The 13,151-nt window shown below is 65.6% G+C and carries 11 protein-coding genes and 1 tRNA gene; 9 read left to right on the plus strand and 3 right to left on the minus strand.

The features are described from left to right. Nucleotides 1–125: 125 nt before the first annotated feature. The 3 genes from AC0L3S_RS03710 (at nucleotide 126) to AC0L3S_RS03720 (ending at nucleotide 1,663) form a co-directional block, all read left to right on the plus strand. Nucleotides 126–362: a hypothetical protein gene (locus tag AC0L3S_RS03710; RefSeq protein ID WP_473261453.1), complete on the plus strand. Its 237-nt coding sequence runs from the start codon at nucleotides 126–128 to the stop codon at nucleotides 360–362. A gap of 70 nt (nucleotides 363–432) precedes the next feature. After that, nucleotides 433–669 carry a hypothetical protein gene (locus AC0L3S_RS03715; RefSeq protein ID WP_473261451.1) on the plus strand — a complete coding sequence of 79 codons (237 nt, stop codon included), beginning with the start codon at nucleotides 433–435 and terminating at the stop codon, nucleotides 667–669. 184 nt (nucleotides 670–853) lie between these two features. Next, nucleotides 854–1,663, plus strand: coding sequence for a hypothetical protein (locus tag AC0L3S_RS03720; RefSeq protein ID WP_473278109.1), 810 nt, complete (start codon nucleotides 854–856; stop codon nucleotides 1,661–1,663). Between the two features lie 112 nt (nucleotides 1,664–1,775). On the opposite strand, the gene AC0L3S_RS03725 is transcribed toward AC0L3S_RS03720, so the two are convergent. Then, on the minus strand, nucleotides 1,776–1,937 hold the full coding sequence (locus tag AC0L3S_RS03725) for a hypothetical protein (RefSeq protein ID WP_473261447.1): 162 nt from the start codon (nucleotides 1,935–1,937) through the stop codon (nucleotides 1,776–1,778). Nucleotides 1,938–2,182: 245 nt separating this feature from the next. Here AC0L3S_RS03725 and AC0L3S_RS03730 point away from each other — a divergent pair, with 245 nt between their 5' ends. Then, nucleotides 2,183–2,332, plus strand: coding sequence for a hypothetical protein (locus tag AC0L3S_RS03730; RefSeq protein ID WP_197031201.1), 150 nt, complete (start codon nucleotides 2,183–2,185; stop codon nucleotides 2,330–2,332). Nucleotides 2,333–2,678: 346 nt separating this feature from the next. On the opposite strand, the gene AC0L3S_RS03735 is transcribed toward AC0L3S_RS03730, so the two are convergent. Beyond that, complete coding sequence (locus AC0L3S_RS03735) at nucleotides 2,679–2,906, minus strand: DUF2171 domain-containing protein (RefSeq protein ID WP_247349066.1); 228 nt, start codon at nucleotides 2,904–2,906, stop codon at nucleotides 2,679–2,681. Between the two features lie 149 nt (nucleotides 2,907–3,055). On the opposite strand from AC0L3S_RS03735, the gene AC0L3S_RS03740 reads away from it, so the two are divergent. The 3 genes from AC0L3S_RS03740 to AC0L3S_RS03750 all read left to right on the plus strand — a co-directional run bounded on the left by AC0L3S_RS03740 (nucleotide 3,056) and on the right by AC0L3S_RS03750 (nucleotide 5,060). Next, on the plus strand, nucleotides 3,056–4,333 hold the full coding sequence (locus AC0L3S_RS03740) for a hypothetical protein (protein ID WP_473278110.1): 1,278 nt from the start codon (nucleotides 3,056–3,058) through the stop codon (nucleotides 4,331–4,333). A gap of 70 nt (nucleotides 4,334–4,403) precedes the next feature. Further along, nucleotides 4,404–4,721, plus strand: a complete 318-nt coding sequence (locus tag AC0L3S_RS03745; protein ID WP_473278111.1) for a hypothetical protein — start codon at nucleotides 4,404–4,406, stop codon at nucleotides 4,719–4,721. A 165-nt stretch (nucleotides 4,722–4,886) separates the two neighbouring features. Next, the gene (locus tag AC0L3S_RS03750; RefSeq protein ID WP_473261438.1) at nucleotides 4,887–5,060 is read left to right on the plus strand and encodes a hypothetical protein; all 174 of its coding nucleotides are present in this window, start codon (nucleotides 4,887–4,889) and stop codon (nucleotides 5,058–5,060) included. Nucleotides 5,061–5,223: 163 nt separating this feature from the next. On the opposite strand, the gene AC0L3S_RS03755 is transcribed toward AC0L3S_RS03750, so the two are convergent. Beyond that, a tRNA-Arg gene (locus AC0L3S_RS03755) sits at nucleotides 5,224–5,300 on the minus strand. A gap of 403 nt (nucleotides 5,301–5,703) precedes the next feature. On the opposite strand from AC0L3S_RS03755, the gene AC0L3S_RS03760 reads away from it, so the two are divergent. Both AC0L3S_RS03760 and pbpC read left to right on the plus strand, forming a co-directional pair. Then, nucleotides 5,704–10,908 carry an alpha-2-macroglobulin family protein gene (locus AC0L3S_RS03760; protein WP_473278112.1) on the plus strand — a complete coding sequence of 1,735 codons (5,205 nt, stop codon included), beginning with the start codon at nucleotides 5,704–5,706 and terminating at the stop codon, nucleotides 10,906–10,908. A 71-nt stretch (nucleotides 10,909–10,979) separates the two neighbouring features. Next, the gene (gene pbpC / locus AC0L3S_RS03765) at nucleotides 10,980–13,130 is read left to right on the plus strand and encodes a penicillin-binding protein 1C (RefSeq protein WP_473278113.1); all 2,151 of its coding nucleotides are present in this window, start codon (nucleotides 10,980–10,982) and stop codon (nucleotides 13,128–13,130) included. Nucleotides 13,131–13,151 lie beyond the last annotated feature (21 nt).

The raw sequence follows: 13,151 nt of genomic DNA on the forward strand, positions 1-13,151 counted from the left end.
AGACGAAAATCGCCGCCCCGACGATCTCTCGTAGCCCCGAAAAACTGCCGAATTGTGATGTCCCTCATAAGGGGGCACCAGGGCGGTGCCTAGCGTCCGCCCAGTATGAGACGCGGAGCACGGGTATGACGATCTCACGACTGAGCCTGAAGGCGCTCGCAATCGCCGTTGTGGTGGCAGCCCTGGCCGGTGCCACGCTGCTCCTGGCCCGGCCGCAGCCGATCGAAAGTGCCGTCCTGGGCACAGATTGGGAATGCACCCAGACCGCGTTTGTGCTTACGACCTGCGCACCGCGGGTCCAGCAGGCGATCCCGGCGGCCGAAACCTCGCGCAAGGAAGCGATCCGGCCGACCCGAGGCTAGGAAGCTTGGCGGGATGTGACCTCACGCCGCGGAGGTGATAAAGCCCGCTCGCCCCCGTGATCGGTCAGCCATGCCCAAGCCCGAAGCCAAGCCCGAACCTAAGCCCGAACCGGGCGCGAAGGCCAAATCCACTCCAAAACCTCAATCCGGTGACAACCGTCGCGGCGCCATCGCCGGCTTGATCATCGCCATCGTGATCCTCGGTGTCGGCTGGTGGCTCGCCCGCGATCTCACCTCCGCGAGCAAGATGCAGGACTGCCTGATGTCCGGGCGAAGCAACTGCAACGTGATCGAGCCGGCCCGCTAGAAGCGCTCCAGCGGGGCTCCCGCTGACGAAAAAATGTCGTGATCTTAATCATTTGTAACGGGACTTAGCCGACCAAAGCAGGTCAGTCATGTCAGCCGGCGTCAGCTCAGCGCGAGCCGAATCATCTATCGCGGCAGGCATCACGGCCATTGACGGCAATCGAGAGAGTAGGGGGCAAGCACGCATGAGTGCGTCCAGTCGCATCAAGATCATCATTCCCTTGGTTTCGGCGATGTCATTGCTCGCCGTCCCGGCGCAGGCTCAGGACGCCAGACCGCCGAGAGACGCCGCCCAGCCATCGGCCGGGCCAGGCGCCGGCGCGCCGCCTCAGAACATGCGAAAGGGGCCGCCGCCGCAGCAGGCTGCCCGGCCTGCGCCACAGGCCGGCGTCCAGCCCTACGCCGGCGGTCTTGGTCATGCAGGTCCGGGTCCAAATCCTGCTCTCGCGAGTCCAGGTCCTGCGCCGCGTAATGCCGGCGGTCCGCCGCCCGGACGCAATTACGCCAGGGGTCCCGCACCGGCGCGCGACTGGGGCGGACACACCTATCGCGGCCATCTCGCCTGGGATGGCGGACGCTGGCGCCACGAAGTCCACAACGGCCGCTCCGGCTGGTGGTGGGATGTAGGCGGCGCGCGGTATTATTATCCGCAGCGGATGGAGGGGCCTCCGGCCTACATCTCGGAGGACTATTACGATGACGTGCCTGTGGCCTACGCCCCGCCGCCGGTCGCCTATGAACCGCCGCCGCCTCCGCCGCCGGCCGATCCTGGTGCGAGCGCGCTTGGTGGCGCTATCGTGGGCGGCGTGCTGGGCGGCCTGATATCGGGCAACGCCTCGGGTGCGGCCGCAGGCGCTGTGATCGGCGGTGCCACCGGGGCGATCGCCGGCGCGACGGCTGCTTCGCGCCCCGGCTACTATCTGGCCCAGGGCAACTGCTACTACCGCTATCCGAGCGGCCAGTATGTGCAGGCTGACCCCCGGGCGTGCTACTGAGCACGCCAGGCGAGAGCTGAAGCGAAGAGGCGGGTGAAAAGTCCGCCTCTTTTCGTTTTGGCGTTGGCCGTCAGCTGGCCGGAAATTGATTCTAGGGCGATCGCCCCGCGCGTCAGGACACCAGCCAGCTGAAGAACGCGATCGCGGCCCAGACCAGACCTGCGATCCAGGCCAGCATCACGATACCGATGGTCGCAAGATAAGCGATGCCGAGCGGGTCGGATCTTTCGCGTCGCGGCGGGACGGCAATTTCGGCTGCGGCTTCTTGTGTCATGACGGGAATATCTCCCAAGCCTTCTCGCTCTCTGGGAGCGCTGAGGACTGTTTAGCGGAGACGCCGGGCGCCGGCTGTGACGCACTTCACAGATCGGTGCGCATCGAGCCCACAATCGGGCGGGTCGCTCGAAACATGCATGAGTTGGATCGCGTCGCAAATCCGTGTCGGGAGGCGTTAACCCCGCAATCATACGGGCGAAATTGCCACGCGCATGTCCAGATCGTCCGGCTAGAATTGGCTTCATGTGTACCAAGTACGATCCACAGCATGAAGCCGAGGCGGCGATGAAGCGCGCCGTGGCGGCCGAAGGTCCTGACCGGCAACGTCTCATCGAGCTGGCCCTGGCCTGGCATCAACTCGCCCGCGACCGGCGCGAAGAGCGGACGGACTGAGGCCACGCTCTTACGACATTACCCCTATTCACAGAAAAACCCCGTGCTCGGGGGGACGAGCACGGGGTTCTCGAGAGCCGATCGGGGCTGGCAAATCGGCGCCACTTGATAGCGAACGCGCTGATCGCAGGTTCGTTCCGCGCCCTTCAATTCTTTTCGCGCGAGAACGCCGCCATCAATGCCCATCGGCTGCGGCCCGTGCTCGTGACGCTCGACGCTTGACGCGAGCCGCCGAAACGCGGCGTTAAGACTCGTTCGGACGACGATTTTCCGATCGCGATTCGTTTCGGGGAACGAAGCGGAGCAGGACCGTGAACAAACAAAAGTCCCGAGGGGACTTGCTGGCTCAGGCTGCTTCCGACTTCGGCACCGCGTCGGCATTGACCGAAAGCTTGACGACATCGCCTTCGACGGCACCCACATATTTCGTGTCGATGTAGTGATGATGGTCCTTGTGACCTTCCGGGCTGTCCTTCCGCGTCAGTTTGATGCGGTTGCCCTCGACGCGGTCGACGGTGCCGACATGGGCGCCGTCCTTGCCGATGATCTTCATGTGCTCTCTGATCTCGCTCATGCTGTTCTCCTTGTGCAGTGTCAACGGCGAGGACCGGCCTTCGTTGCAAGGATGAGCGGGGCCGACTGTCTGGAGCCAATGCGTTCGCCGAACGTTGAAAGGCAGTCGCAATTGCCAAGATCCGCATCAAGACCCTTATCAAGATCCGCATGGAGACCACCGAGGCCTATCTCGAACGAAAGCACAGGGAAATCGGGCTGCTGAACGATTGCCTGAGGAGCCCGCTGCATTTGGCTCGTCCGCAGTCGGTCGACGAGGTCGTGGACTCCAAGTTTCAGCTCGCCGCCGCGCTACGCGCGGAACATGCGCTGCAGGACTGGAAGGCGACGGAAACGGCCTGGTCGCACGCGGCGTCTCCCAGCAGCGGTCCGTTCGTGTTCAGCTACGATTATCAGCGCGCTGACCTCAAGGTACGCGGTCCCTCGTTCTATGAACTCGAGCGGGGCTGCGGCAGCGAGGCGGTCTATACCGCCTCCGGCATGGCCGCGATTTCCGCGCTGCTGCTCGCGTCCGCAGGAATCACCGGCAAGGCAGATGTCGTGGTGCTGCCGGGCACCTACGGCGAGACACTGGAGCTGATCGAGAGCCTCGTCCCCCATTTACGGCTTGTCACCGCCAGGCTCCCGCTGGGCGAAGCGTTCGCTGCGGCGGCCTCGCCACGGCTTCTCCTGCTGGATTCATGCGTCCCTGCCGGAGCGTTCGAAGCCGCTTTGCGTTGCGACGGTTCGGGGCTCGACCTGTTGATTTTCGACACGACATGTTTCGCCGGCAGATCCGGGCGCATCCGGCGCGTCCTGAGATGGGCCGCGAGATGGGACATTCCCGTCGTGTTGGTGCGAAGCCACAACAAGCTGGATTCGCTCGGGGTGGAATACGGCCGGCTCGGCTCTGGTGTGTTCGTGCATTGGAGACGGAAGGACCTCAAGGCGGAGCAGCTGCTGTCCGAAAGCCTGGCGGCGGAAACCCGCAATGCCGTCCGGCTTCTCGGCGGCGCGGCGCTGCCGGCGCACTTCCCGCCATTCGTGGGCTCAGTGGCCTATTGGGCCCTGACGAAAAGGCGCGTCGCCGCGATTCTGCGCAACGGCCGCCAGACGGCGCGATATTTCGCCTCCGAGCTCGCTTCGCTCTCGGCCGAGCTGCATTTCACCCACGGCCTCTATGTCACGCTTCGCGGCAGGCGCGCCCTCGATGAGGCGAGCGCGCGGCAGGCCGCCGAAGACATGAGCCGCGACCTCGGCGGCAAAGGCTTCCCCATTCGCCATGCCGGCAGTTTTGGTTTCGATTTCGCGGCGACCGAGTGGTTTCACGACGCGACTACGGATCGGTACAGCGTCCGGGTGGCGGTGCCGGATCTGCCGACCGAGTTGTGGAAGGATCTCGCGGCGGCGATTGCCGGGTGGTGGGCGCGACATCAGGGGCGACACTGAAGGGTGAGTACGGTGCAAGGCTATGACAGAGCGACCGAAAGCGTTTCCTTACAGGGAATGCACGTGGCATGTGTCAGACGAACAGTCCCAGCAATGGCTTGCGGTGCTTGAAAAGATGGGTGTAGCCAACGTCCGAGCGCGCCTAGCCCAGACCGACGCGGCATCCGCAGGAGCGATTGCGATCGGAACCGCGCCCGTCATGACGATCGGGTTCGCCCAGGAATGGCTGAACTGGAAAGATAATCAAAAATCCGAGGCGGATATCGAACGGCACGAGCGGCAGATCTGGTGGACTCGGACCGCGGCAATCGCCGCATCGGTCGCTGCCTTGAGCGCACTGTTCGGCTGGATTTGGACGATCTTCGTCCGGGGGATTAATGGCCTGTAACAGACATGATTGTTACGTTGCGCCTACATCCGCCAGACGAGAGCGGCGAGTGCGCTGTTTCAATCGATCGCCAGGCATTCTTCCACGGCCGGCTTCTGGTGGCCGCGACGCGCCCACGCCTGAACGGCGAAGGCGAGTTGGTGCTGACTGGCGGCCGCGTCCGCGATGGAAGCCCGCGCCGTCGCGATGGGCTTTGTGATGACGCCGGAGTTCACGACTCCCGCGTCAACTGCCAGGAACGATATTGCCACAATCGCCACCGCAGATGCGATAGCCATTCTCGTCAAGTCGGATAGTGGCATCGAAGTCCTTATCGGGCGCACGTCGCTCGGCGGTTAGATAGGGCTCGTTTGCCAAGATCAAAGCCCGGGGCGAGGCGACCCACGCGTTCGTGAAGGACGGTGGATTCTGCAGGCGCGCATCGTAGACGGGGCTCACGAGTGAACGGCGGTGCATCGAGTCGCCGTGCGCCGGTGATGTCCCGGGTGGATGAGACTGAAATTGGCGATCCCGGCAGGAATCGAACCTGCAACCCTCAGAGTAGAAATCTGATGCTCTATCCAGTTGAGCTACGGGACCGTCTTGAGCCGCCCTGGTTGGGAGCCGGCTGTTCATCTACCATGCCATTATGAAAAATATCGTCTTTCGCCAAGCCTGAACCGAACCGTTTTCCGCGAAGCCGCGACAAAGCGGAACGGTGGGGTGTCAGGGTGCCGGGTTGAGCGGCAGCGGACTGGACGATGGATCACATCGCCGGGAACGCTGGCCAGCTTCCGGGACACGGCCGCCGGACGACTGGTCGGATATTGCTGCGCCATCAGGACGGCGTGCGTGGCGATAGCTTGATCGGTCTCCTCTGGGCCTGCCTTGTCATGGCGAATGCGACGGTTTGCACTTTTGGTTCCATCGCCTTGAGTCCGTCACCTTTCCGCGCATTTCATGCGACAAGCGGCGTTCGTCCGCGATTTCCGGGAGTCCATCCATGATCGGTCTTGTTCGCGCCGTCACACTCTGCGCCACGCTGGCGTTCGGCCTTAGCGTAGCGCAGGCCGCCGACAAAGCCTTCAAACGGGACGACCTCGCCGATTCCGCGATCAAGCTGGAGGCGCAGATCAAGGGCGAGGCGGGGCCGGTCGCCAAGAGCGGCGCGAGCTTGCGCACCGACGCCGATGCTGCCTTCCGGCGCAACGACTACCGCACCGGCCTGTCGGTGCTCGGCCAGATCGCGGCGACCACGCCGGAAGACGCCGGCAACTGGCTGCGCCTGGCAAAGGTCATCTTCCAGATATCGCCGAAGAGCTCGAGCGAGCAGACGTTCCTGCTGGAGCGCGCCTCGACCGCCGCCTACATCGCCTACCAGCGCGCCGGGAATGCGGGCGAGGAGGCCGACGCGCTCGCAGTGCTCGGCAAGTCGCTGTCCGAACGCAAGTTGTGGCGGCCGGCGCTGGATGCGCTGCGGCTGTCCCTCGACATGCGGGAAGTCGCCGACGTCCGCGGCCAGTATGAGAAGATGCGCGACGAGCACGGTTTTCGGCTGCTCGACTACACCGTGGACTCGGACTCCGCCAGTCCGCGCGCCTGCTTCCAGTTCTCGGAGGAGCTGGCAAAACGCACCGATTTCGCGCCGTACCTCGCGCTGGCGGGCCAGGACAAGCCGGCGCTGTCGGCCGAGGGCAAGCAGCTCTGCGTCGACGGGCTGAAGCACGGCGAGCGCTACAACATCAATCTGCGCGCCGGCCTGCCGTCCACCGTGAAGGAAGGCCTGCCGAAATCGGCCGAGTTCAACGTCTATGTGCGCGACCGCAAGCCCTTCGTGCGCTTCACTAGTCGCGCCTATGTGCTGCCGAGGACCGGCCAGCGCGGCATTCCCGTGGTCAGCGTCAACACGCCAGCCGTCAACATCAACGTGTTCCGGATCGGCGACCGCAATCTGATCAACACGGTGGTCGACAGCGATTTCCAGAAGACCCTGTCGAAATACCAGCTCAGCGATCTCGGCGGCGAGCGCGGCGTCAAGGTCTGGACCGGCGAGCTCGCGACCGCGATGACGCTGAACCAGGACGTCACCACGGCGTTCCCGGTCGACCAGGCGCTGGGCGAACTCCAGCCCGGCGTCTATGTCATGACGGCCGCGGCCAAGGGACCGGGCTCGGACGACGACTACCAGCTCGCCACCCAATGGTTCATCGTCTCCGATCTTGGCGTCACGGCCTATTCCGGCAATGACGGCATCCATGTCTTCGTGAATTCGCTGGCCTCGACCGATCCGGTCGGCAAGGCCGAGGTGCGGCTGGTCGCGCGCAACAATGAGATTTTGGCCACCCGCAAGACCGATGAGAGCGGCCATTTGCTGTTCGAAGCGGGGCTTGCGCGCGGCGAGGGCGGCCTGTCGCCGGCGATGCTCACCGTGACCGGCGAGAAGGCCGACTATGCCTTCCTCAGCCTCAAATCCTCCGCCTTCGACCTGTCGGACCGTGGCGTTTCGGGCAGGGCCGTGCCTGCGGGCGCCGATGCCTTCGTCTATGCCGAGCGCGGCGTCTACCGCTCCAGCGAGACCGTCTATCTGACCGCGCTGTTGCGCGACGGGCAGGGCAACGCCGTCACCGGCGGGCCGATGACGCTGGTGATCGAGCGCCCCGACGGCGTCGAATACCGCCGCGCCGTGCTGGCCGACCAGGGCGCCGGCGGGCGCACCCTGTCCGTGCCGCTCAACTCGGCCGTCCCGACCGGGACCTGGCGGGTGCGCGCCTTCACCGATCCGAAGGGCTCTTCGGTCGGCGAGACCACCTTCATGGTTGAGGATTACGTCCCTGATCGGATCGAATTCGACTTGTCCGCCAAGGACAAGCTGATCAAAGCTAACGCTCCGGTGGAGCTTAAGGCCGACGGTCATTTCCTCTATGGCGCGCCGGCCTCGGGGTTGGCGCTCGAAGGCGACATGCTGATCGCGCCCGCGTCCGAGCGGCCGGGTTTCGCCGGTTACCAGTTCGGCGTCGCCGACGAGGAGACCACCTCGAACGAGCGCACGCCGCTGGAAAACCTGCCGGAAGCTGACGCCAATGGCGTTGCGACCTTCCCGGTCACGCTCGACAAGCAGCCGGCCTCGACGCGGCCGCAGGAGGCGCAGATCTTCGTCCGCATGGTCGAGACCGGCGGCCGCGCCGTGGAGCGCAAGATCGTGCTGCCGGTCGCGCCTGCTGCCGCCATGATCGGCATCAAGCCGCTGTTTGGCGACAAGAACGTCGCCGAGGGCGACAAGGCCGAGTTCGACGTCGTGTTCGTCTCGCCCGAGGGTGAAAGGCTTCGCCGCGACGGCCTGCGCTACGAGCTCCTGAAGATGGAGTCGCGCTACCAATGGTATCGCCAGAGCAATTACTGGGAGTACGAGCCGGTCAAATCGACCTCGCGCGTCTCTGACGGCGACGTGACCGTCGCCGCGGACAAGCCGTCGCGGATTTCGCTGACGGCACGGCCCGGCCGCTACCGGTTGGACGTGAAGTCGAACGACGTCGACGGACCCGTGACCTCGGTACAGTTCGACGTCGGCTGGTATTCCGACGGCAGCGCCGACACGCCGGACCTCCTGGAGACCTCGATCGACAAGCCGCAATACGCCTCGGGCGACACCATGATCGTGTCGGTCAACGTCCGCAGCGCCGGCAAGCTGACCGTCAACTTGCTCGGCGATCGCCTGCTGACGACGCAGACCATCGACGTCAAGGAAGGCACCGCGCAGGTGAAGCTACCGGTCGGCAAGGACTGGGGTACCGGCGCCTATGTGGTGGCGACGCTGCGCCGTCCGCTCGATGCGGCCGCGCAACGCATGCCGGGCCGGGCCATCGGACTCAAATGGTTCGGTATCGACAAGCAGACCCGCACGCTGCAGGTGAAGCTGACGCCGCCGGCACTGATCCGGCCGAATGCGATGTTGAAGATCCCGGTCAAGCTCGACGGGCTCAATCCGGGCGAGGACGCCAAGATCGTGATCGCCGCGGTCGACGTCGGCATCCTCAACCTCACCAATTACAAGCCGCCGGCGCCGGACGACTATTATCTCGGCCAGCGCCGCCTGAGCGCGGAGATCCGCGATCTCTATGGGCAACTCATCGACGGCATGTCGGGCACGCGCGGGCAGATCAAGTCCGGCGGCGACGCCGGTGCCGCCGAGCTCAAGGGCTCGCCGCCCGCGCAAAAGCCGCTCGCGCTCTATTCGGGCATCGTCACCGTCGCCGCCGACGGCACGGCAGAAGTGAGCTTCGACATCCCGGAGTTCGCCGGCACCGCGCGCGTGATGGCGGTGGCGTGGACCGCGACCAAGCTCGGTCGCGCCAACACCGATATCGTGATCCGCGACCCTGTCGTGCTGACCACGACCCTGCCGCGCTTCCTGCTCAACGGCGACCACGGCACGGTCAATCTCGAGATCGACAATGTCGAGGGGCAGGCGGGCGATTACGTCATCAACGTGAAGACGGGCGGGCCGGTGAAGATGACCGGCAATCCCGCAACCACGGTCAAGCTCGCCGCCAAGCAGCGGAATTCGTTCACGCTCGCCATCGACGCGACGGCGGCGGGGCAGGCAACGCTCGATGTCGACATCAAGGGGCCGAATGGCCTGGCGCTGGCGCGCCATTATGCGCTCGACGTCAAGGCGGCGACGCAAGTCCTGGCGCGGCGCTCGATCCGGACGCTCGCGAAGGGTGAGAGCCTGACGTTGACCTCGGATATGTTCGCCGATCTCGTTCCGGGCACCGGCAGCGTCTCCGTCTCGGCCAGCCTGTCGACTGCGCTCGATGCGGCGACGATCCTCAAAGCGCTCGACCGCTATCCCTATGGCTGCTCGGAGCAGATCACCAGCCGCGCCATGCCGTTGCTCTATGTCAACGAGCTCGCGGCCGGCGCGCATCTGGCCATGGACACCGAGGTCGACCAGCGCATCCGCGACGCCATCGAGCGGCTCCTAGCGCGCCAGGGCTCCAACGGCTCGTTCGGGCTGTGGTCGGCAGGCGGTGACGACGCCTGGCTCGACGCGTACGTGACCGACTTCCTGACCCGCGCCCGCGAAAAGGGCTTTGTGGTCCCGGACGTGCTGTTCAAGACCGCGCTGGATCGTATCCGCAACTCCGTCGTCAACGGCAACGAGCCGGAGAAGGACGGCGGCCGAGATCTCGCCTACGGCCTCTATGTGCTGGCGCGCAACGGCGCGGCGCCGATCGGCGACCTCCGCTATCTCGCCGACACCAAGCTGAGCAACCTCGCAACTCCCATCGCGAAATCGCAGCTCGCCGCCGCGCTCGCGCTGGTCGGCGACCGCAACCGCGCGGAGCGGGTCTATGGCGCAGCGCTCGACAGTCTCGCCCCAAAACCCGTGCTGGAGTTCGGCCGCACCGACTACGGCTCGCAGCTCCGCGATGCCGCGGCGCTGGTATCGCTTGCCAGTGAAGGCAATGCGCCGAAGGCGACGCTGACGCAGGCGGTGTCGCGGGTCGAGACTGCGCGCGGGCTGACGCCCTACACCTCCACGCAGGAGAATGCGTGGCTGGTGCTGGCGGCGCGCGCGCTCGCCAAGGAGAACCTGTCGATGGAGGTGGACGGCCAGCCGGTCAAGGCCGCGCTGTACCGCAGCTACAAGGCCGCGACCCTGGAAGGCAAGCCGCTGAAGATCACCAACACCGGCGATGCGCCGGTGCAGGCGGTGGTCTCGGTGTCGGGTTCGCCGGTGACGCCGGAGCCTGCGGCATCGAACGGCTTCAAGATCGAGCGCAGTTTCTTCACGCTCGACGGCAAGCCCGCTGATATCAGCAAGGTCAAGCAGAACGACCGCTTCGCCGTGGTGCTGAAGATCACCGAGGCCAAGCCCGAATACGGCCACATCATGGTGTCCGACTATCTGCCGGCCGGCCTGGAGATCGACAATCCAAAACTGGTGTCGTCGGGCGACAGCGGCACGCTGGGCTGGATCGAGGATGGCGAAGAGCCAGAGGACACCGAGTTCCGCGACGACCGCTTCACGGCTGCCGTCGACCGGGCCTCGGATTCGAAGGCGGTCTTCACCGTGGCCTACGTCGTGCGTGTGGTCTCGCCCGGCAAATACGTGCTGCCGCAGGCCTATGTCGAAGACATGTACAATCCCTCGCGCTATGGCCGCACCGGGACCGGCACGGTCGAGGTGCGGGCGGCGAAGTGAATGAGATGAAAGCCGAGCCACATACTCAGTCGTCATGCCCGGGCAAAAGCGCGAAGCGCGTCTTCGCGCAGATGTCCCGGGCATCCACGGACTGTGGTGCCGCCGGCAAGAACGTGGATGGCCGGGACAAGCCCGGCCATGACGGAGCGCGGAGCTGGGGCCGTCGCGTCCTGTCGATAGCCGCCTTCGCGCTCATTCTCACCATCGTCGGCTTCGTCGCCTGGGTTTACTCCCTCGGCCCGCTGCCTTTCGACGAAGCCCGCCAGGTCTCCACCACCATCGTCGATCGCAACGGCAAGCTTCTGCGCGCCTATGCGATGGCGGATGGTCGCTGGCGGCTGCCGGTCGAGACAAAAACGAACGTCGATCCGACTTATCTCAAGCTGCTGCTCGCCTATGAGGACCAGCGCTTTTACGCACATGACGGCATCGACCCGCTGGCACTGGGGCGCGCTGCGTTTCAGCTTGGGACCCGCGGCCACATTGTCTCGGGCGGCTCGACCATCTCGATGCAGCTCGCGCGGCTGATGGAGCCGCGGCGGCAGCGTTCGCTTTATGCAAAGCTGCGGCAGATGGTGCGTGCGATCGAGATCGAGCGCAGCTTGAGCAAGGAGCAGATCCTCGACCTCTATCTTGCGCTCGCGCCCTACGGCGGCAACCTCGAGGGCATTCGCGCCGCCTCGATCGCCTATCTCGGCAAAGAGCCGAAGCGGCTGTCGCTGGCCGAAGCGGCATTGCTGGTCGCGCTGCCGCAATCGCCGGAGACCCGCAGGCTCGATCGCCATCCCGATGCGGCGCGCAAAGCGCGTGACCGCGTGCTCGACCGCATGGTCGAGGAACAACAAATAAGCCTCGACGACGCCAAGCAGGCCAAGGCCGTTCCCGTGCCAAAGCTGCGCAAACCGATGCCGATCCTGGCGCCGCACGCCTCCGATGCGGCGCTTGCGACGGTCAAGGACGCGCCTGTCATCAAGCTGACGCTCGATGCCAACCTCCAGAAGGTACTGGAGCCGCTGGCGCGCGATCGTGCCATTGCGTTGGGGCCGAACATCTCGGTCGGCATCATCGTCGTCGACAATGAGAGCGGCGACGTGCTCGCGCGCGTCGGCTCGGCGGATTATTTCGACGAGCGCCGGGCAGGGCAGGTGGACATGACCCGCACCATTCGGTCGCCGGGCTCGACGCTGAAGCCGTTCATCTATGGGCTCGCCTTCGAGGACGGCTTCGTTCACCCCGACAGTCTGATCGACGATCGGCCCGTGCGCTTCGGCTCCTACGCGCCGGAAAATTTCGACATGACGTTCCAGGGCACGGTGGCGGTGAAGAAGGCGCTGCAGCTGTCGCTGAACGTGCCCGCGATCGTGCTGCTGGACCGCGTCGGCGCGAGCCGGCTGGCCTCGCGGCTGCGCCAGGCCGGTGGCAATCTGGTGCTGCCCAAGGACGAGGCGCCGGGACTTGCGATGGGCCTTGGCGGCGTCGGCGTGACGCTGCAGGACCTCGCCCAGCTCTATGCGGGCTTCGCCCGGCTCGGCACCACCAGGCCGTTGCGCGAGATCATGAGCGAGAGGGACGACCGCGAGCCGCTGCGGCTGCTCGATCAGGTCGCGGCGTGGCAGGTCGGCAATGTGCTGCTCGGCACCCCGCCGCCGGAGAACGCGGCTCACAACCGCATCGCCTTCAAGACCGGCACCTCCTACGGCTACCGCGACGCCTGGTCGATGGGATTTGACGGGCGCATGACCATCGGCGTCTGGGTCGGCCGGCCCGACGGCGCGCCGGTTCCGGGCCTGATCGGTCGGGTTGCCGCCGCGCCGATCCTGTTCGACGCCTTCGCCCGCACCGGCAAGACGCTCCTCCCGTTGCCGAAGCCGCCGAAAGGAACTCTCGTTGCCAGCAACGCCAAGCTGCCGTTACCCTTGAGGCGGTTCCGCCCGGTCGGGGACCTAGTGCGAACCGGGGGCGAGCAGGCTCTGCATATCCAGTTTCCGCTGAACGGCTCGCGGATCGACGTCGATCGCTCGGGTGGCGAGGGCGGCGCAGCCATGCCGGTCAAGGTCGCCGGCGGCGTCCTGCCCATGACCGTCATGGTTAACGGAACGGCGCAGGGCGAGATTGACGGACGGCGCCAGCGGCTGATCGATCCGCCCGGTCCGGGCTTTGCGCGGCTGACCGTCATCGATGCCACGGGCGCCGCGGACACAGTTGTCATTCGAATTCAGTGACCCTGCCTCAAGCGGTTGTGG

It is taken from the genome of Bradyrhizobium sp. Ken01, assembly GCF_055807355.1.